This is a genomic window from Oculatella sp. FACHB-28 (assembly GCF_014696015.1).
In the GTDB taxonomy this organism is placed as follows: domain Bacteria; phylum Cyanobacteriota; class Cyanobacteriia; order Elainellales; family Elainellaceae; genus JAAUTN01.
On record NZ_JACJPJ010000043.1, the window covers coordinates 1 to 19,259 of the forward strand.

Below are 19,259 nucleotides of genomic sequence, written 5' to 3' on the forward strand. Positions count from 1 at the left end.
GTTGTGCAGACAGCTAGCGTAATACTAGTAACTTGAAGCTGCTTATATCGAGCTTTGTGACGGTCAGCACGTTTAGCAAAATCTTTGCTAAGGTGATCGCACTGATGAAGAGCTTGCTGTTTCCTCTCCTCTAACGATGCAGCGGGGGTCAGCGGGTTATATCTCTCCATAGGCTGCCTCACTTTATGGCTTCACATAACAACAGATATAGCATTGATGTTGAATGAGAACTTCTTTGACAGACTTTTGCTACTAACAAGCAGTCTCTAGGTACAACCTCATAGACAAATTCTGCTGTACGACAATTTATTGTACTGAAATTTTCCGTATAACCCCTATCCCAGGCTATTATTCTCGAAACTCTCTGGATGAAGTGCTTTTCGAGTGCATTACCTGGAAAGTTTCCTTCTCAGAGGATGTCTGAGAAGGAGAAAAGCTCTCGAAACGATAACCTGTCAATAGCAAATCAAGACAGCATTTCGAGAGCTATGAGTACATCGTATCCGAGCAACCTGACTCAAGCACAATGGGAACTACTGATAGGCTTGATTCCCGCTGCCAAACCCGGTGGTCGTCCTTGCAGAGTCGATATGCAAGCAGTCGTCAACGCGATTCTGTACATTCTTTGTGCCGGGTGTGCTTGGCGAATGTTACCTTCTGACTTCCCCTGCTGGAAAACGGTCTATCACTACTTCCGGGTATAGCGAGTCAATGGAACTTAGGAACGCATCAACCACAAACTGTATTAGTGGGTGCGAGTAAGCTTTGTCACCGATACATACCGCCCGATTGGTGAACCTGTGCTGCAAAAAGATGCTATCAAAGGCTTCGTTCCTGTTCCACAGCGATGGAAAGTAGAACGCACCTTTGGCTGGTTCAACCGGTATCGTCGCCTCAGTAAAGACTACGAAGTCCTTCCACAAACTTCAGAAGCTTTTATCTATGTTGCTAATATTCGCATCATGCTTCATCGCTTAGCCTAGTACACTTCTCAGGCATCCTCTAAGCTGGCTCGTAATTTACCCCATGATGTAATTGTCCAAAACACTCGCGCCCTTGCTCGAACGGCAAAAGAAGCTGGGGTGCCCCTGATTTTAACCAGCAGTATGGAAACACAGTTTCAAGGGTTACTGCTAGATGATTTGCAGACGATCGCGCCAGAGGTATACGAGCAGAGAGTGAGACGTCCTGGTATGGTGGATTGCTGGGAGTACGAAGATTACAAGCAAGCAATGGAGACAAGGGGTAGGAAAAAGCTGATTATGGCAGGGCTAACCAATGATGTTTGCATTGTCTACCCGGCAATTAGTGCGGTGGAAGATGGGTACGGAGTTCAGGTGGTCGTCGGATGTTGGTGGATCGGCAACAACGCTGGCAGATGAAACAGCACTGCGGATAATGGAAAGGCATGGAGTGATGCTCACTTCAACCAATCAGGTGATGGCAGAGTTAGCGGTTTCATGGTCGTATGATTTTGGAAAAATAATCCAAACCATTATGTACGAAGAAATTCTAGCCAAATTGATTAACAAGTAGTTGCGATGCGAAGCAGTTCCCCCTGCGGGGTAATCGCCCATAAACATAGAAGTACCATCAGGAATACCCTACGATGAGCAAAACAATCGACCTGTTCACACCTTTTGAATTGGGCTCTTTGACACTACCTAATCGAGTGGTGATGGCTCCCATGACTCGTAGCCGCGCGGGTCAGGGGGAAAAGAAAATCCCTACGGCTCTGAACGCAGAGTACTATGCTCAACGGGCATCGGCAGGTTTGATCGTTACTGAAGCGACCCAAGTCTCGCCGCTCAGCACGGCTTATGCCAACACACCAGGTATTTTTACCGCTGAGCAAACAGCCGGATGGAAACTCGTGAGCGATGCTGTCCATCAGCAGGGTGGGCGAATTTTTTTGCAACTCTGGCATGCTGGACGGGTTGCTCATCCACTCTTGCATCCAGAAGGAGCCACACCGATTGGTCCCAGCGCGATCGCCGCTCAGGGACAAACCTTCACGCCTCAAGGAATGCAGCCTTACGTAACACCCAAGGCGTTAGAACTTGATGAAATTTCAGAAATTATTCATCAATTTCAGCAGGGTGCGGAAAACGCTTTAGCCGCAGGGTTTGATGGCGTGGAACTGCATGGAGCGTTTGGCTACCTCATCGACCAGTTTTTGCAGGATAATGCCAACCAGAGGAGCGATCGCTACGGCGGTTCGTTAGAAAATCGCACTCGCTTTCTGCTGGAAGTTACGGAAGCGGTTACTCAGGTCTGGGGTGCAAAACGAGTAGGCATCAAACTCTCTCCCAGCAACACCTACAACGGTATGGCAGACTCCAATGCGATTGAAACCTTCAGCTACGCGATTGATGCTCTCAATGCCTTTGACCTTGCCTATGTGCATTTGATGGAAGCCAGCGAAGCCGATTTGCGTCACGGTGGACAGAAAATTCCCACGAGCCTGTTCCGACCGCTTTATAAAGGTACGCTCATGGTCAATTGTGGCTACACCAAAGCAACTGCGATCGCCGCATTGGCAGAAAACAATGCTGATTTGGTTTCGTTTGGTAATTTGTTTCTTGCCAATCCAGATTTACCAGAGCGATTTCGTCTTGACGCGCCTCTCAACGCACCTGATTCTGCCACGTTTTATGCGCCTCCCTGCAATGATTCAATTGAAAACTGCGGCTTTGAGAAGGGTTACACCGATTACCCATTCCTTCAATCAGCCAACACTAGAACATAGCCATTAATTTCTATCTCATCTCTCAAAAATTGAGCGGTTGGGAGAAATGGAATGGGAGCGATCGCCTGAATGCACAGGCTAACGGTTCGGGTCAGCGGTTGCAGGGATCTTTGCATCTCACCTATTGACTTCGTTCGATCCGTTGCACCCGAATTGTTATACGGCTGAGCGATGAAAAAAGCGGTAGCCGACATCATACTCGCTTTGCTGGCGTAGATGCCCATATTTGCGATCCCACCAGCCCCTCTCTAAATCTTCGCTTAAGCGGAATAGACCACTATTTAACTCATCATCATCAATCTTGCTAAACGAAGAGATACCATTGCGAATATCACTATCTAGGTACAGTTCCGGTCGCGCCCAACCCACTGCTGCAAATGAATCTGATAGGTCATTTGGCAAAGGAAAGGGAATCACATTTGCTACACTATCCGTAATCGATTGAATCTCCTCTAGCAACTTTGGAATTGGCAAAAATGTGGATTCAACATCTCTAATGAATGAGGGAAAATATTCAGTCAACCAGAAGCTGGAGATCATCTCTGGGTCGTAGGTGAAGAATATCATTTGTCCGTTTCCTACAACTCTATGCATCTCGTTTAATGCTTGCCGATAGTCTGGAAAATGGTGGAAAGCAAGCATGATGATAGCTGCATCCACAGATTGATCGGATAGCGGCAAGTTCTCCACATATGCATCCATCCATTCGATTGCAGGATGAGCGATCGCCTGACTCCGCATAGTTTCTGATGGCTCAATTGCAAAAACACGATACCCATGCTCAGCCAAAACACTTGCGTAAGAACCTGTTCCAGCACCAATATCCGCAATCGTAGAAGCTGGTGAGGATGCCAAAATCTCTAGCAATTTTTTAGTGATGCGTGGATCGCTTCTTCTTGTTTGAGCATAGGTTTTACCAATCACATCGTAGAATGCCATCCCGCCTCCTCAAATCTTTAGCACCTGCTTATTATTTACCACCCCTAAACAGCACCAAAGTACACTCCCGATGGGTAACTGAAAGCCGTATAGTACCTCTGCTTGCGGAGGTTATATAGAAACTTTCCGCATAAATTCAGAATCTCAGCACCTCATGACTACTGGGGCATAAAGATGTGAAGACTACTCTGAATTCATATCTGTGCATCAGATTGGGTGAGCTTGAGGTGCAGAATCCGTTAAATGAATCAAGGAAGAGGGCGCGATTGCCCCCTCCTCCCTCTCTTTCTACTCTCCCTTTCTCCGATCGCGTGTCAAAATACTCATCACTTCACCAGAACTGGGTGCAGGTAACAGTGGACTCCACGCATTCACTTCAGCAAAGCCTCGATGATATAAGTCGTGAATTGTTTCGATTACACCATCGCGAGAACCGATGATGAGAACTCGCAGGCGATCGCGCTCACTACTTTGGATAGCGGCAACTTCTCTCTCAACAGGGGATGCGTTGGGAGATTCCAAGAAACATTGAGACATGAGTTGTAACTCCTTGAGGTTTTTGAGGAAACCCCAAAAAACTAGCCACCCCGCACTAATTCACACGTTGCATAAGTGAGTGAGAGAACTAAAAGTGAGTTTATTTTCACTTTCATGTCTTAAAGGATCAGCAACGCTTTCTTTGACATGACAAGTCGGGGTGGCTAAGGGAGTGTTAAAATTCACCATTAGCCGCCAGACTGCTGTTACCAGTTTGGGGGTTAGTCGCTCATTGCTGCTGGACACAGCTTTGAGCGGCGCTAGATCTTTGGGTTTAGTGGGTTGCCGTGAGTGAAAAAGACAACCTTAACGTGAGAGCATATCTGAGTGAACGGTATTTAGTCAAGGTGATAAGTTATAGACTTTTTGAGAAGTGGAAAGGCACGTTAGTGTAGGGGCGGTTCGCGAACTGTCCTTACAGGAGTTTGTGGCTTACACAAGTGGAAATTGCTGTACACCTCGCGATCGCCCTTTAGAACCGTTGACCAAAACCAAAATGTAGTCTTCCTTCCCCATCATCATTAATTCCGTAGTCAGCCCGAATCAGCCCCAAAGGTGACTGGACTCTCAAGCCAACTCCAAAGCCAAATCCCGATCCGGGTTTGTCTCGTACATTGCCCGGTTCTCCTAAGACTTCATCTGCCGTTCCCAGGTCAGAAGCAAAGTCAGCAAATACCACTGCCCCAACTGGATCAAAGACGGGAAAACGGTATTCCGCTGATGCCAGAACATAGCTGCGACCCGTACCCACTCTGCCTTCTCGGTAGCCGCGAACTGAGTTTGCTCCACCCAAGTTGAAGGCATTGTAAGGCGGCAAATCACCCAGCACTGTACCACCCTGAAGGTTAAACGCTAAGACTTCAGGGTTGCGATCGGTTGCCTCATCCAACTCCAAAACATCGACGGGAACATACTGCACGTAGTTTGCCTGGAGGCGATTACCAAAGATGCTGCCGTTGCCAATGGGGATGGTTTGCTCGGTGCTGAGCGTTAAGGCATTTCCTTCACTGGGGTTCACTGGATTGTTGCGGCGATCGCGCGTCATTGAAAACTCCAGGGTCGTCAGGTCATCAATGCCCGTGTTGCTAAAGCTAAGCGGGTTCCCTTCCTCATCACGAGGAGAAATTTCGCCATCGCCGTCGCGCAAACTGACGCGAGTGTAGTTCAGCCCCAGTTCAGCATCCCATTCCCCTAAAGGACGTGAGACAGAAGCGCCCGCGCCAAATCGTCCTTCTCGGACGCGATCGCCATTCGGCAACAGCACCTCATCGGTAAACGTGCGAGAAAGCGTGCGACGGCGAAACGCATCGACGCTGTAGCCCAGGCGATCGGGATTACTGGCTCGATAGGGACTGGTGAAATTTGTGCCAAACTGAAAATCTTCGGCAGAAATTTGCACATCCGCGTTGATGCGTTCACCCACGCCGCCAAAGTTTTGATCCTGATAAGTGACGGTACCAAACAATCCACTATCGTCGTTGTAGCCACCGCCCACATTAAATGAACGAGACAGTTGCTCCGCCAGGTTATAGGTGACATCCACTTGTTGCGCGGTGCCGCCGAGCGAAATGTCTACATTTTCAAATAAACCCAGGGCATAGAGCTGCTGCAAATCCTGCCGAGCCGTATTCTCGTTAAATACCTGTCCGGGCTGAAGCTGAAGTTCACGGCGAATGAAGTCTTCGCGAGTGCGTCCTTCGATCGGTTCTCCGTCCTCATCAACAGTGCCGCCTTCCTCATTCACAAAGCGAATGTTGATATCGCCAATCACACCTTCCAACACTTCAACGGTGACAACCCCTTGAGGGCTAGGACGCAGCGCCAACACTTGCGCCAAGGTGTAGCCATTTTCAACGTACCACTGGTTAATTTGCTGAACGGCTTCTCTCAACGCGGTTGGGTCAACGGGTTGCCCTAGCTGCGGTTGAAAGATCTGGTTGACCACGGTTAGCGGCAACACTCGCGCCCCTGAAAGCTGAAGCGATCGCACCACAATCGGTTCTACCGAAAACACTACACTTAACCCATCCGGGTTCTCAAAACTGATGACATTCGCATCGGCAAACAGCCCCGTCGCCAAAATTGCTGCTATGTCACTCTGAAGCTGAGTATTGCTGGTTGCCCCACCCGGTCGCGTTTGAATGTTTTCTAGAACGATCTGTCGCAGGTTTGGCTCCACACCCACAACCTGAACATTAGTCGCAGTCACCACGACATCTTCGGGCAACAGATTAACTGGCGGAGGTGGACTGGTTTGCGCGGGAGCAATAGCAGGCGGAGTGGACGGCAAAACTGGGCTAGGAAAATCAGGAGATTGAGCAGTCCTGTCTGACGAAGATGCTGGAGACGCGTCAGACATTGCTTCCGCAGTTGAGCTAGCAGCCGCAGGCGTTGCCATCGGGGCAGCGCTGCTGGCTGCTGGCTGGTAGTCCTGATAGTAAGGAATTTGGCTACCCGGAGCAGCCTCGGTAGGCGTTTGAGAAAATTCCTGAGCCATCAGCATCTCTGGAAGCGCGATCGCCCTCACTTCTCCAACCGACAACATTGCTAAAGTACAAAACGCGAAAACAGGAACACGCATAGCGGCTTCAACTCTAGAAATTCATTGAAATCTCCGGACTCAATCGCTCAACCCTTTTCTTCGCGTCTCAACCCAACTCATTCATCCATTGCCCAAATGACTCAATTTGCCTTGCTCAAATCAGATAATGATACCTACTGATAAAATTCATCCTTGCCTGATGAATTAGCAAAACAGTAAAACTGTTTGTCTCTGCCAAAGCAAAGATCTTATCAGCCAACTATACAGGAAGACCTGCCCAAAATCAGAGATCACGCCCTTGCTTGTAGAGCAAGCAAAACTAGGGGCTTAAGCGCTCTATCTAAAGGCAGCGGACCTTAGCGTAGGGACAGTTCGCGAACTGCCCCTACAGGGATTTGTGGTTTATCCAAGTAGAAATTGCTGTAAGAATCTGTGGCGTAAGTTAGGGTGAAAGGTGACGAAAATTCGAGACGGACAGAGGTGACGAAAACAACTCAAGTTCTAATTTCTAGACTTTGAGTTTTGAGTTAGGGTTACAAATCAAAAAGGGTGGCGATCGCAGTTCAAACGGTTCGAAATGTTATTTACTCTGACCGATTTTCTTTTGTCTAAGTTCCTATTAACGATCCACCAGCACAGCTTTGGTCTTAAGCAAGTAACAGATGTAACGAATAGCTTGTGTGGGACAATCTCTAGAACGTAAAATTTCAGCATTGTAACCAGAAGGTAGAACGTGGTTCAAACCCCTTTATCTCCTTTATCTGTAGATTCGGAGCAGCATTCCGATAGTGCAACACTGTCTCCGAACAAGCAGCCTCTCAGCAACCAGCTCAGAGAACTGAGCGATCGCATCATTGCCGGACACCGCCTCAGTCGTGAAGAGGCGATCGCCCTGACTCAAATCGAAGGTCAAGAGAACATTTTGTTGCTGTGCGAAACAGCTGATCGCGTGCGGCAAGCTTGCTGCGGCAACATCGTTGACCTGTGCAGCATTATTAATGTCAAGTCTGGCAACTGTTCTGAAAACTGTGGCTTTTGCTCTCAGTCGGCTCACCATCCCGGAGAAGACTCACCCGTTTATGGACTAAAGCCGACCGAGGAAATTTTGGCTCAAGCCAGGGCAGCCGAAGCCGCCGGAGCCCGACGGTTTTGCCTGGTTAGTCAGGGGCGTGGTCCTAAATACAGCAAATCTGCCGAGTTCGAGCAAGTTCTAGAAACCGTTCGACAAGTGATTGCAGAAACCAATGTCAAGCCCTGCTGTGCATTGGGTGAAGTCACCCCCGAACAGGCTGAAGCGTTGCGAGAAGCCGGAGTCACCCGCTACAACCACAACCTGGAGGCGTCAGAAAACTTCTTTCCTAATGTCGCCACCACCCATAGCTGGCGCGATCGCGTCCAAACTATCAAAAACCTCAAAGCCGCTGGCATTCAAGCCTGCACGGGCGGCATCATGGGCATGGGCGAAAGCTGGGAAGATCGGGTTGACCTGGCGCTGTCTCTGCGTGAGCTAGAAGTCGAGTCGGTGCCGCTGAATTTGCTCAATCCCAGAGCGGGCACTCCTCTAGGCGATCGCCCCAAACTTGATCCTTACGAAGCGCTGAAGGCGATCGCTATTTTTCGTCTGATCCTGCCCCAGCAGATCATCCGCTACGCAGGCGGACGCGAAGCCGTCATGGGCGAACTGCAAACGCTTGGTCTAAGATCAGGCATCAACGCTATGCTAGTCGGGCACTACCTCACCACCCTCGGACAACCCCCGGAGCAAGACCAAGCCATGCTCCAGGAACTCGGACTCCAGGGCGGCGAAGCTCCCGTTCCAGCATTTGAAGAAGGTTAATTTTTTGTGTCTCGCACAAAAAATTAACCTTCAAACCCCTAGCCCCCAGTCCCTAGCTCCTAGCCCCTTCCTCTGATTTGAAAGTGACCCCTCCCACCGAACTCCTGTGGGCCTTAATCGGTCTGATTCTCACCATCGGTGGCACCTTCTTGGAAGCGTTCACCACCAACCTCCCCTGGAACTGGAGTCAAGACGGCGTACAAACCTATTCCCTGCAAGTCAACTTTCAGGTAGGGGCCGTCTTGTTAGTTGGATGTCTGGGCGGGAAGCGGGCAGCCGCCCTTTCACAAATTGCCTATCTGATTCTGGGCTTAACCCGATTTCCAGTGTTTACTCAGGGGGGTGGGCTGGACTACATTTATCAGCCCAGCTTCGGCTACTTGTTGGGCTTCATTCCGGGAGCATGGGTCTGTGGGTCATTCGCATTTCGGTTGCCGTCACGCCTGGAATCTCTCGCCTTTAGCTGCCTGTCTGGGCTATTCATCATTCACGCAACGGGATTGGGATATCTGATTGCAACCTATATGTTGCGCTGGGTTGACATTAACGCCCTATCCTTTCCTCAAGCAGTCTTAAACTTCTCTATTTATCCGATTCCGGGACAGCTTGCTGTAGTGTGTGCCGTCACAGTTCTCGCCTTTGCACTGCGACATCTCATGTTCTACTAGGTAAAGATGTTCAATTATTATGGTTAGCTACTTAACTGTAGAAATTTTGTTCGGCAACCCTCTAGTCTGCATTCATGAATATTAAGAACCAATTTTTCTGGGTTGCTGCCTTCCTGGGTTTGGTGCTAGACCAAATCACAAAATACTGGGTCGTGCAGGCAATGGAATTGAACGACTCTATCCCGGTTGTGGATGGCGTGTTCCACTTCACCTATGTGACCAATACCGGAGCTGCATTCAGCCTGTTCAGCGAATCAGGTGGCTGGTTGCGCTGGCTGTCGTTGGGTGTAAGCCTGGGACTGATGGCGCTCGCCTGGTTTGGCCCTGTGATGAATCGCTGGGAACAGGCAGGCTACGGGTTCATTTTGGGAGGCGCTTTAGGAAATGGCATTGATCGCTTTGCCGCTGGAGAAGTCGTAGATTTCTTAGAATTCCGCCTGGTTCGGTTTCCTGTTTTTAACCTGGCGGATGTCTTTATTAATATCGGCATTGTTTGTCTGCTTATCGCTGTTTTCTATAACCCTCCCCGCTCAAACGGGCCACGCTCAAGTGGCAAAACAGAAAAATGAAGCCAGGAAAATCTGAGAAAAATTAGATTTGTGGTTAAGTTCTGTATAGAATGATTTTTAACAGATATTTAAGTTTGGCTAGTGTTGGCTGTTGTCCAGTCCACCTCTAGGTATGCGTAACCATGAGTACTGAAGCTGATCCAAAAAATCCTGACACTGTCGAGTCTACTGAGCCAAAGCCGCTAGATCGCCATGAATGTGGTGCTTGTGGCTACATTTATGAACCTGCCAAAGGGGACGACAAGCGCAACGTTTCTCCAGGCACACCCTTTGAAGCGTTGCCTTCAAACTGGCGCTGCCCGGTGTGCAATGCTTCTACCCGGCAGTTTAGCAATATTGGACCCATGGGAAATCCCTCTGGGTTCAAGGAAAATCTTCGTTACGGATTAGGTGTAAATACCCTAACGCCCGGTCAAAAAAACCTTTTGATTTTTGGTGCCTTGGCGTTAGGCGTTTTGTTTTTCCTCAGCCTCTATGGGTTGCAGTAGGGCGATCGCCCTTCCAACTCTTTTGACCAAGCTATTTGAAAACCGTTGAACCAAATTCTGATGCACCCGATCCTGAAACCTTTGAAACGAATTGTAATATTATTGGCAGCGGTCTTATTTTGTACTGGCTGTACCAGGTCCTTTTTACCGTCTATTAGCTATAACTCCTGGCAGCCCGTTGCGCTTTCTACTGAAGCCACCCTTTCTGACGTTTCCTTCACGGATGACTTGGAGCATGGCTGGCTGGTTGGAAAGAGTTCTACACTGCTAGAAACATTTGATGGTGGGCAAACCTGGCAACCTCGTGCGCTGGAACTTGATGAGGGGCAGGTTTATAGCTTCACCTCGGTTAGCTTTTCCGGACAGGAAGGTTGGGTCGTGGGTCAACCTGCAATCCTACTACACACCACGGATGGCGGTAAGACCTGGCTACGGGTGCCCCTCAGTGATAAATTGCCGGGTTCACCCAACACCATTACCGCTCTGGCGAAACAGTCGGCTGAGATGACCACCGACATCGGTGCGATTTATCAAACTGAGGACGGTGGCAGAACCTGGCAGGCAATGGTGCAAGAGGCAGTCGGGGTATTGCGGAATATTGCGCGATCGCCCGATGGTAAGTACGTTGCCGTTTCAGCCCGTGGTAACTTCTACTCAACCTGGGAACCCGGACAAGAAGCTTGGCAACCCCACAACCGCACCAGTTCTCGGAAGCTGCAAAACATGGGCTTTAGCCGAGACGGTCGCTTGTGGCTATTGGCTAGAGGTGGAATCGTCCAGTTCAGCGAACCCAACAGCACTGAAGAATGGGATGAAGCAACCAACCCAGAATTTTCGACCAGTTGGGGATTGCTCGACTTGGCTTATCGCACACCCGAAGAAGTTTGGGTGGCTGGAGGCAGTGGCAACTTGCTCCGCAGCACCGATGGTGGTGTGACTTGGGAAAAAGATCGGGGTGTAGAGAACATTCCATCTAATCTGTACCGGATTGTTTTTGTTACACCGGAGCGCGGATTCATCTTAGGTCAACGCGGTACGCTGTTGAGGTATGAACCTCAATCGCAAGCCGCTTAGAAGCTAGAGCAAACTATTTCCTAGAAGCACAAAGCTAGTGGTTTTGAACGCTTCTCAAATCTAAATTAGGTTTGCAGTTAGGACTAGGTTTGCTTGTGACTCTTTGCTTACTCTCGTATGATATAGATCAGGATTCAGTTGTTATTGGGAGGAACTTGAATGGCAGGTACTACTGGAGAACGTCCGTTTTCTGACATTATTACTAGCATTCGCTACTGGGTAATCCATAGTATTACCATTCCCGCACTGTTTATTGCAGGTTGGCTATTTGTTAGCACAGGTCTGGCATATGATGCATTTGGCACACCTAGACCTAACGAATACTACACTCAAACTCGCCAAGAAGTGCCCATCGTTCAAGACCGTTTTGAAGGTAAACAGCAAATTGAAGAGTTTATCCGATAGAAATTAATGGCAGGAGTTGGTACAGGTTTCCAACTAAAACTCCAGCTTAAAGCAGACAGCCTATTTGATGGCAGCCAATAAGTTAAACGATTTATTGGACAGCAGTTTTGCACAACAGTTTCACGAGTGACAAAGATAGACTATGACGAGCAACAGCCCTAATCAACCCGTTTCTTATCCAATTTTCACCGTTAGATGGATAGCCGTTCACACCCTTGCGGTTCCGACGATTTTCTTCTTGGGTGCGATCGCATCAATGCAGTTTATTCACCGTTAGGAGGGTCCATGCCACCAACCAGAAGTTCAAACCCCAACAAGCAACCAGTCGAGTTAAATAGAACTTCTCTATACCTCGGCTTGCTGTTAGTTTTCGTACTTGGCATTTTGTTTTCAAGCTACTTTTTCAACTAGCTTAAGATAGTTCTCCATCAAGGAGAATTTCAAATTAGTTTGGTTCTATTTTCTGTGCTGTGTTTCGTGTGAGTTAGGAGGTAAAACAATGTCTGGAACTGGCAGAATTCCTTTGTGGGTAGTCGCAACAGTCGCTGGCTTAGGCGCACTCGCAATTTTGGGACTTTTCTTCTACGGTGCTTACGCAGGTTTAGGTTCTTCAATCTAAGAACTGAGTCAGCTTTTAGAAAGACAAAAGGGAGGCGGGTTAAACCCTGCCTCCCTTTTTATTTATTAATTTGCTTCATAAACTTTGAAAGCACTCACTCAGGGAGCGGGTGCTTTCAAAGACCATTTAGGATGGCTATGTTTAGGATGGTTATGTAAGACTAACCAACCAAGTTGCCGAAGGTTTGCAGCACTCCAGACTCAAACACCTGGAAGATCAGATAAGCAAACGCTGCGCCACCGATTCCACCCACCAAAAAGCTACCTGCAAACTCGCTCCAGCCCTCTGAAGTGCCTAGAGACTCAGGAGGATTGGGCGTGGTGACAGTAGCAATTGGCTTCTTCACGCCTGCGCTGCCATAAAGCGACAAACAGATCGTCAGAATCACTACCAAAATCACTGCCTCAATTAAGCCAACGATGTCGGCAACGTTGGAGTTGCGAAATTGGCTAGTGAAAGCAAATGGCCCATACAGTAAGTAACCATGAGCCATGCCGATTTCTAATCCCCGCCGCTGAGCAGACAGACCTGCTCGGTAAGCGGGCAGATTGTTGATGAATGCTTTTGTGAAATCCGAGGAATTAATTGGGGTGGCCAGGTTGCCAATCTGAGGATCACCAGCAGGCTTGACTACTTCTGTCGTCATATTTAGGTATCTCCAAGTGTTCTTCTGTAATGCCTATCTCGTTTCCGAGGAAAAATCTGATACAGCTAGCGATGCAGCTATTATCAGGTGGGGGAGTCTTCGCGTTCGATGTAAATGAACAGCAGTGCCATTGCTACAGCGGGAAAGACCCAGCCCACAATGGGAACTAAAATCGAGGGTAAGTATGAGGCTGCCATAACTAAGTTTCCTAATTAGAAAAAGCCATTAGAACAGAATCTACTGTGAAATGAGAGCAAATTGTTGATTGCTAAAGATTTTTAACAAAATTTGTCGCCTGGTTAGTGACTGAGAACTGCCGCTCATTTTTCAATCTTTCAATTTCCGAACGCCAATCTTCGAACGCTAATTTTCGAACATCAATCTTCGAACTGTCAATTTCCGAACTATGGTCAACGCAAAAAATGCGAAAGAGATAGACTTGTCGCAGCCTGGAAGTCTATGGAAACGAGTAAGAGAACAGACTGAGTGGGCGATCGCCCACAAAGCACTTCTATCCATTCCCACAGCGTGCGAATTTGTTGAGCAAGCAGGCATTCGGTTTATTGTTCGCACTGTAGCTAATCTAGTTCGCAAAGACGAAGCGCAGAAAAAAACTCCAAAAGCAAGTTCCAACAAGGATTTCAACCCGTTCTTGCCCTACGAAGAGGATTTGTTTGTTGCCAATCTTTCTACGACTCACTTGTGTTTGCTAAACAAATTTAATGTAGTTGATCATCATTTGCTGATCATCACCCGAGCGTTTGAAGAGCAGGAGGACTGGCTTAACTTACAGGACTTTGAAGCAATGTGGATGACTTTGGCTGAGGTCGATGGACTCGTCTTCTACAATGCAGGGCAGAGGGCAGGGGCCAGCCAGCGGCACAAGCATTTGCAACTCGTGCCAATGCCGTTTGCACCCGATGGCATGGGAGTGCCAATTGAGTCCCTGTTTGCTGCAGCTCAGTTTGAGCGTGCGGTGAGTGAGCATCCAATTGGCACGATTCCAGAACTGCCGTTTCGCCATGCGTTAATCCGTTGGGAAGGTGAGATGGCATCTCCACTGGATGCTGCTAAAGCGACACTGGAACGCTATCACACGCTATTGCGGGCTGTTGGCTTGTTAGAAGGTGAAATCACAGGAACACGACAATCAGCACCTTACAACCTACTGGCGGCGCGGGAGTGGATGTTGATTGTGCCGCGATCGCAATCCAGTTTCAACTCGATCGAAGTTAACTCGCTAGGATTTGCAGGCGCATTGCTGGTCCGAAACCCAGAGCAAATGCAGATTCTAAAAGAGTGCAGTCCACTCACTCTTTTGCAAAACGTTGCTTTAGCGATCGCACGATAGGTCACTGCCTTGCAGTTTGCCGTCTTGCCAGATTCCCTCTGCCGTCTCACCATTGGCAAAGATAAATTTGCCTTTACCATCACAGCGATTGTCTTTAAACTCGCCGATGTAGCGATCGCCACTCTCTAAGATCCACTCTCCTACCCCACTAAACTGGTCGTCTTCAAACTGCCCCACATACTTTCTGCCATTCTCAAAGGTGAGCGTGCCGCAGCCGTTACGCTTGCCGTTTTGAAATTCGCCATCATAACGATAGCCATTTGGAAAAATCATGGTGCCTCTGCCGTCGGCTGGCAGATCACCATCCCCAACCGAGCCGTAATAAGCTACGCCATCAGAATATTCATAGTCAGGCTCCCCTGAGGGCAGCGGCGGCAGCGGTGACTCATCACACACGAGGGGAATTGGGCGGGAGTCAATGTCCGGTGTTGGGTCGGTGATGCGGGCAGTTTGCTCAGCGCCAATATTGGCAAAATGAGCGATCACAGCTGCCGCTAGAATCATCACGCTCAAACCTGCCCCCACCACAATCTTTAGAGGAGCGGAACGCAGCTGAAAAGGAACCAACGCTTGCCAGCGAGGGGTGGCGGAAGTCGGGAGGGGGGCGATCGCCATCGTTGCCCTATCAGCTTGCTCTACTGGAAGCACATCCTCTGGGGGTGACAGCGGCGAATCGTTGAGCGAAACGGGCAGCATAAACGCTGTAGACTCTGGCTCCTCAAGTGCGGGTGATTCTGGTAAGACATCAGATCCCACCGAGTCCTGCCAAACTACCGTAGAGTCTGGTTCGGTCACCGCTGAAAAGACCCCTCGTACGGGCAGCGGAGGTAGTTCTACTGCATCCGTTGGAGAAGGCACCTCGGGCTGCCCCAACTCTTTGGGAGCTGCATCAAACTGCTCAATTAAGGGAGGTAGGGTTGCAGCTCTGTAGCGGCTGTAAAACGGCTCAATTGCTTGCAGAACCTCTTCGGCTGACTGATAACGGTCTTTGAAGTGAAACCGCACCATGCGTCTGAGAATTGCCACCAGCTCATCACCTACCGGAGCCAGAGGTTGCCAGATAAGTTCACCCGTGTCAGGGTCTTCTGGCAAATCAGATGGGCTGAGTCCAGTCAGGGCCTGCACGCCAATAATTCCCAAAGCATAAAGGTCACTGCTGGGGCGTGGTTTTCCCAAACATTGCTCTGTTGGCATGTAGCCCGGTGTACCCGCAACAATAGTCGTCTTGGGCTGCCCCTGCGCCACTACCTGCTTGACGATGCCAAAATCTACTAAAACCAGCTTGTGGTCATGCCGCCGCCGAATCAAGTTGTCGGGTTTAATGTCGCGATGAATGACCCCCTGATGATGGATAAATGCCAGCACACTCAACACCTGATGCAGCATGTGACAAACCTGAATTTCACTCCAGCTTTTGCCTTGGCGCAGCTCAAACGTTAGCGTGTGCCCTTCAATGAGTTCCTGGACCAGGTAAAACTCGTCCTCTTCTTCAAAGTAGGCCAGTAGTTGAGGGATTTGGTCATGCTTGCCGAGCTTCTGTAGCGTTTCTGCTTCGGTCAAAAAGAGCCGTCTGGCATTTCCTAAAACTTTGGGGTCATCGCTAGCAGGTTTGAGCTGTTTCACCACACACCAGGGGTTGCCAGGTAAGCGAGTGTCTTCAGCAACATAGGTTTGCCCAAATCCCCCTTTTGCCAAAGTGCGAAGCACTCGGTAACGCCTGTCTAGTAAATCGCCTGGCACTGGTACTTTCATCAAGGATTGGGCGATCGCACACAATTCAACAGTTAACAGCTTTAATTACTTCCCATTGCTATACGAGACTGCTGTTTTATAGGATGCTTTTGAACATGAAGCAAAATTCATGTGTAAAGGTATCCATCGTCAAGCAATATCTCTGTGCTAAAGGGCTAACCATTGGGGTTCAGCACAGCAAACATAGACAACATTGGGTAAGGCAAAGCGATCGGGCGGTAGAACCTGCTCTCTATCTCAAATTAACCTTCATCTTTCAGAAAATGCTCCCCTCCATACTAATGAAACTCTTGCTGCAAAAAATTCCACGAGAGTTACTCCGCAAGAGAGAAAAGAGGGGCTAGGAGTTGGGGACTAGGAGCTAGGGTAAGAGACTACTTCCTCGGACCTCCTCATCCTTTATCTCTCTTGAGCCCTTCTCCTCGCTCGTTCCTGCCAACAAAACAGCAAACGTGGTTTGCCCTTGCTGGCTCTCTACCGTGAGCGTTCCTCCTAGCTGTTCTGTGAGCTTTTTCACGAGTGCTAGTCCTAACCCCGTACCTCCTTGCTTCCAGAAGTCAGTGTTGGGAATTCGGTAGAATTTTTCAAAAATGCGAGAAAGGTTAGCCTTTGGAATTTCGGCGGTGTTGCTAATCGTAAATGCGAGGACAGAATTGACATGAGTATAATTCTCAGCGTGACTGACTTCCAGCCAAATTTCACCACCCGATGGGGTATATTTGCAGGCATTATTTAGCAGTTCTGCCAAAATCCGTTCGAGGACGTTGGGGTCTGAAGTAATTGGCGGCACGTCAGCTGGAACTTTAACCTGAAGATGTTGCTGGCGATCGCCCGATCGGGTCAGAAACGGGCTAATCACGTCTGGTATCCAGTCTTGTAGAACAATCGTTTCAGGGGTGATGGAGTAATGTTCTGACTCTAGGCGCTGTAGATCTAGCAGGTCATTAATCAGGTTTGTTTCTTTCGCACATTCGGCTTGCAGAATGTCTAGATATTGCTGGTTTCGCTCTGGTGTAGCAGCAATTCTGAGCAGGTGAATGGCTATTTTCATATTTGAGATCGGCGTGCGAAGCTCATGAGAAACCGTATTCAGGAAATCATCTTTAACCTGATGCAGTTGCTTCAATTCTTCGATTTGAGCTTGAGCCGATTGAAATAAGCGAGACTGACGAATGGCGATCGCACACTGATTCGCCACCTGCTCAACTAACCGCACTTCTAGGTCAGTAAACGTTTGCTCCTTCGGTTTGAACGACCACAAATTCCCAAAAACTTCCTGATTGTCCAAAAGCGGGCACGCCAGTATGGCATAAGGCTTTTCTCTTAATCGGAGAGGATCTGCGGTATTAAAGCAGAACTGGCTGGACAGCCCCGACAAAAGCTGTTGATGAACAGCAGGACTGGCAGAGTCGGCGATCGCAAGAGTGGCTCCCCGACAATCAGGCAAGGTCGTATATTCGTAGCAAATCGTGAAAGCAGTTTTGTCAGCGTCGTACATTCCAACATTGCAACAAGCAACTGATAATTCCTGCCCTAGCTCATGCACAGCGGTTTGCAAAATCTGTGCTTCATCCAAGTTGTCCCGGACTTTGTCAGTAATGCGCCTGAGCAGCGCCTCAAACTGCAAGGCTTGATGGAGTTGATTGGTACGCTGTTGTAGTTCAGCCGTTCGCTGCTCGACCCGCATTTCTAGCTGCTCATTTGCCTTGGCTAATGCGGTGATAGAGTCTTTTAACTGAGCCTCAATTTGATTATGCGCCTGTTCCAGAACACTTAGTTCATAAATGCCTGTGGCTTGGATGGGCTGACTTAACTCTTGCCAACGCCACGAGGACATCGTTCGCTCTGCTAATGCTTTAGACGATCGGCTAAGACGTTGAATGGGTTGGGCAATCCATTGAGAGGTAAGTGCTGCGACTACGGTTGCCACTACCATAACGATCAGGCACAACAGCGTAGTAGACCGGATATTGGCAGCAATGTAGGGAGCAAAATCAGTTTCTGGCACGACTACCACGACGAGCCAGGAGAGACCGTAGCGATCGCTGAAGGGAGTAACTTGTACAATCTGTCGCTCACCGTTCATCTCAAAATCAAGTTGCTCGCGGTGTTCGATTGCATCCAGATCGCTATAGTGGTGGAGCAAATGCTCTGCCGTTGTTTGAATAGTTTTGTTTTCGCTGTCAACTGCTGCGAGCCGTTGCCTAGCTTGAGCTTGAGCAGGCAAAAAAGACCGCATTGAAGTTGAACTTGCTACCAACTCTCCTGTTCGCTCGATGATAAAGGTCTGCCCTGAGTGACCAACCTCCAGCTCTTGTAAAAAGCTGGAAAGATGAGCAAGAGACAGTGTCGCGTTGGTAACGCCTAAAAGTTCACCCGTTTCGCTGTAGATTGGGCGAGCAGCACTGATAGCCAAATCTGAGGAGGAAAAGTAGGGATAGATTTTTGTCCAGGTGGGTTCTCCAGCTTGGACAGCAGCAACGTACCAGGGGCGCTCTCGGGGATCAAAGGTATTATCTGTTTCAATCAGGCGATCGCGCTTGCCCTGTTCATCGGCTATGTAGGTGTGGTAGCGATCGCCAGTTGATTCATCCATGACACGAATCACCAGCGTGCCGTCCTTCAGGCGATCGACTGCATGGATTTCTCCCTGCTGGTTAGCAAAGGCGATCGGGCGCAAATTAGGAAACAACTGCATCTGCTTCCAAAAGTGACGCTCAAGGCGAGCTGCATTTTGCAGATCAATTTGACCTAGCCGCAGCGCATCTACATTGGTTTGAGCAACGATGTGAGGCGTTTCCATTAAGACAGCAACTTGCTGCTGAATCCGCATGGAAACTTCGTCGGTTAAGTGGGTGGCCACTTGATCAACCGTTTTCTGACCACTTCTTAAGGAAAAGTAGCAGGTCAGCCCAACCGCAAGCCCAACTTGTAGTGTAAAAGGCAATACCAGAGCAGTTTGGAGAGGAATTTTATAGGAACTCCGAAAAATTGGAATCAAACGTTTCAGCAACACCAGCACGCATCCGCTTTCTAAATGATGAGGATCCGGACTGAACTAAATCTGCTTTTCTACGACAAAG

General features: G+C 48.9%; 20 protein-coding genes and 1 pseudogene. 13 read left to right on the forward strand and 8 right to left on the reverse strand.

Annotation, left to right across the window (positions count from 1 at the left end; genetic code table 11):
* Positions 1 to 488: 488 nt before the first annotated feature.
* The 3 genes and pseudogenes from H6F88_RS06330 to H6F88_RS06340 all read left to right on the forward strand — a co-directional run bounded on the left by H6F88_RS06330 (position 489) and on the right by H6F88_RS06340 (position 2,749).
* Positions 489 to 983 (forward strand): annotated as a pseudogene (locus H6F88_RS06330) (transposase).
* Positions 984 to 1,082: 99 nt separating this feature from the next.
* Positions 1,083 to 1,382 carry an isochorismatase family protein gene (locus H6F88_RS06335; RefSeq protein WP_347277251.1) on the forward strand — a complete coding sequence of 100 codons (300 nt, stop codon included), beginning with the start codon at positions 1,083 to 1,085 and terminating at the stop codon, positions 1,380 to 1,382.
* Between the two features lie 227 nt (positions 1,383 to 1,609).
* A complete protein-coding gene (locus H6F88_RS06340; RefSeq protein ID WP_190641901.1) occupies positions 1,610 to 2,749 on the forward strand; it encodes an alkene reductase in 1,140 nt (379 codons plus the stop codon).
* On the opposite strand, the gene H6F88_RS06345 is transcribed toward H6F88_RS06340, so the two are convergent.
* The 4 genes from H6F88_RS06345 to H6F88_RS06360 all read right to left on the reverse strand — a co-directional run bounded on the left by H6F88_RS06345 (position 2,725) and on the right by H6F88_RS06360 (position 6,806).
* The gene (locus tag H6F88_RS06345) at positions 2,725 to 2,865 is read right to left on the reverse strand and encodes a hypothetical protein (RefSeq protein ID WP_190641902.1); all 141 of its coding nucleotides are present in this window, start codon (positions 2,863 to 2,865) and stop codon (positions 2,725 to 2,727) included. The genes H6F88_RS06340 and H6F88_RS06345 overlap by 25 nt on opposite strands.
* A 40-nt stretch (positions 2,866 to 2,905) precedes the next feature.
* A complete protein-coding gene (locus tag H6F88_RS06350; RefSeq protein ID WP_190641903.1) occupies positions 2,906 to 3,688 on the reverse strand; it encodes a class I SAM-dependent methyltransferase in 783 nt (260 codons plus the stop codon).
* A 288-nt stretch (positions 3,689 to 3,976) separates the two neighbouring features.
* Positions 3,977 to 4,225 (reverse strand): hypothetical protein, encoded by a 249-nt coding sequence (locus H6F88_RS06355; protein WP_190641904.1) that lies wholly within the window; start codon positions 4,223 to 4,225, stop codon positions 3,977 to 3,979.
* Between the two features lie 472 nt (positions 4,226 to 4,697).
* On the reverse strand, positions 4,698 to 6,806 hold the full coding sequence (locus H6F88_RS06360; protein WP_190641905.1) for a BamA/TamA family outer membrane protein: 2,109 nt from the start codon (positions 6,804 to 6,806) through the stop codon (positions 4,698 to 4,700).
* A gap of 694 nt (positions 6,807 to 7,500) precedes the next feature.
* Between H6F88_RS06360 and bioB the strand changes: the two genes are divergently transcribed.
* The 9 genes from bioB to H6F88_RS06405 all read left to right on the forward strand — a co-directional run bounded on the left by bioB (position 7,501) and on the right by H6F88_RS06405 (position 12,427).
* Positions 7,501 to 8,604, forward strand: coding sequence for a biotin synthase BioB (gene bioB, locus H6F88_RS06365; protein WP_190641906.1), 1,104 nt, complete (start codon positions 7,501 to 7,503; stop codon positions 8,602 to 8,604).
* Positions 8,605 to 8,687: 83 nt separating this feature from the next.
* Positions 8,688 to 9,272, forward strand: a complete 585-nt coding sequence (locus H6F88_RS06370; RefSeq protein ID WP_190641907.1) for a biotin transporter BioY — start codon at positions 8,688 to 8,690, stop codon at positions 9,270 to 9,272.
* 74 nt (positions 9,273 to 9,346) lie between these two features.
* Positions 9,347 to 9,841, forward strand: coding sequence for a signal peptidase II (gene lspA, locus H6F88_RS06375; protein ID WP_190641908.1), 495 nt, complete (start codon positions 9,347 to 9,349; stop codon positions 9,839 to 9,841).
* Positions 9,842 to 9,963: 122 nt separating this feature from the next.
* Positions 9,964 to 10,329 (forward strand): rubredoxin, encoded by a 366-nt coding sequence (locus H6F88_RS06380; RefSeq protein ID WP_190641909.1) that lies wholly within the window; start codon positions 9,964 to 9,966, stop codon positions 10,327 to 10,329.
* Positions 10,330 to 10,389: 60 nt separating this feature from the next.
* Positions 10,390 to 11,403, forward strand: coding sequence for a photosynthesis system II assembly factor Ycf48 (locus tag H6F88_RS06385; protein WP_190641910.1), 1,014 nt, complete (start codon positions 10,390 to 10,392; stop codon positions 11,401 to 11,403).
* A gap of 159 nt (positions 11,404 to 11,562) precedes the next feature.
* The gene (psbE, locus tag H6F88_RS06390; RefSeq protein ID WP_190641911.1) at positions 11,563 to 11,808 is read left to right on the forward strand and encodes a cytochrome b559 subunit alpha; all 246 of its coding nucleotides are present in this window, start codon (positions 11,563 to 11,565) and stop codon (positions 11,806 to 11,808) included.
* Between the two features lie 142 nt (positions 11,809 to 11,950).
* Complete coding sequence (gene psbF, locus H6F88_RS06395; RefSeq protein WP_190641912.1) at positions 11,951 to 12,085, forward strand: cytochrome b559 subunit beta; 135 nt, start codon at positions 11,951 to 11,953, stop codon at positions 12,083 to 12,085.
* Positions 12,086 to 12,093: 8 nt separating this feature from the next.
* Positions 12,094 to 12,219, forward strand: coding sequence for a photosystem II reaction center protein L (locus tag H6F88_RS06400; RefSeq protein WP_190641913.1), 126 nt, complete (start codon positions 12,094 to 12,096; stop codon positions 12,217 to 12,219).
* A gap of 88 nt (positions 12,220 to 12,307) precedes the next feature.
* Entirely contained in the window at positions 12,308 to 12,427 is a 120-nt protein-coding gene (locus H6F88_RS06405; RefSeq protein ID WP_190641914.1) for a photosystem II reaction center protein J, read from the forward strand.
* A gap of 160 nt (positions 12,428 to 12,587) precedes the next feature.
* Here H6F88_RS06405 and H6F88_RS06410 read toward each other — a convergent pair whose 3' ends face one another.
* Both H6F88_RS06410 and psaI read right to left on the reverse strand, forming a co-directional pair.
* Positions 12,588 to 13,073: a photosystem I reaction center subunit XI gene (locus H6F88_RS06410; RefSeq protein ID WP_190641915.1), complete on the reverse strand. Its 486-nt coding sequence runs from the start codon at positions 13,071 to 13,073 to the stop codon at positions 12,588 to 12,590.
* Positions 13,074 to 13,156: 83 nt separating this feature from the next.
* Positions 13,157 to 13,270: a photosystem I reaction center subunit VIII gene (gene psaI, locus H6F88_RS06415; RefSeq protein ID WP_190641916.1), complete on the reverse strand. Its 114-nt coding sequence runs from the start codon at positions 13,268 to 13,270 to the stop codon at positions 13,157 to 13,159.
* A 209-nt stretch (positions 13,271 to 13,479) separates the two neighbouring features.
* Between psaI and H6F88_RS06420 the strand changes: the two genes are divergently transcribed.
* Positions 13,480 to 14,424: a phosphorylase gene (locus H6F88_RS06420; protein ID WP_190641917.1), complete on the forward strand. Its 945-nt coding sequence runs from the start codon at positions 13,480 to 13,482 to the stop codon at positions 14,422 to 14,424.
* Here the strand turns inward: H6F88_RS06420 and H6F88_RS06425 are convergent.
* Together H6F88_RS06425 and H6F88_RS06430 are read right to left on the reverse strand one after the other, a co-directional pair.
* The gene (locus H6F88_RS06425; protein ID WP_347277670.1) at positions 14,407 to 16,164 is read right to left on the reverse strand and encodes a protein kinase; all 1,758 of its coding nucleotides are present in this window, start codon (positions 16,162 to 16,164) and stop codon (positions 14,407 to 14,409) included. The two genes, H6F88_RS06420 and H6F88_RS06425, sit on opposite strands and share 18 nt — an antisense overlap.
* 373 nt (positions 16,165 to 16,537) lie before the next feature.
* Positions 16,538 to 19,192, reverse strand: a complete 2,655-nt coding sequence (locus tag H6F88_RS06430) for an ATP-binding protein (protein WP_190641919.1) — start codon at positions 19,190 to 19,192, stop codon at positions 16,538 to 16,540.
* Positions 19,193 to 19,259 lie beyond the last annotated feature (67 nt).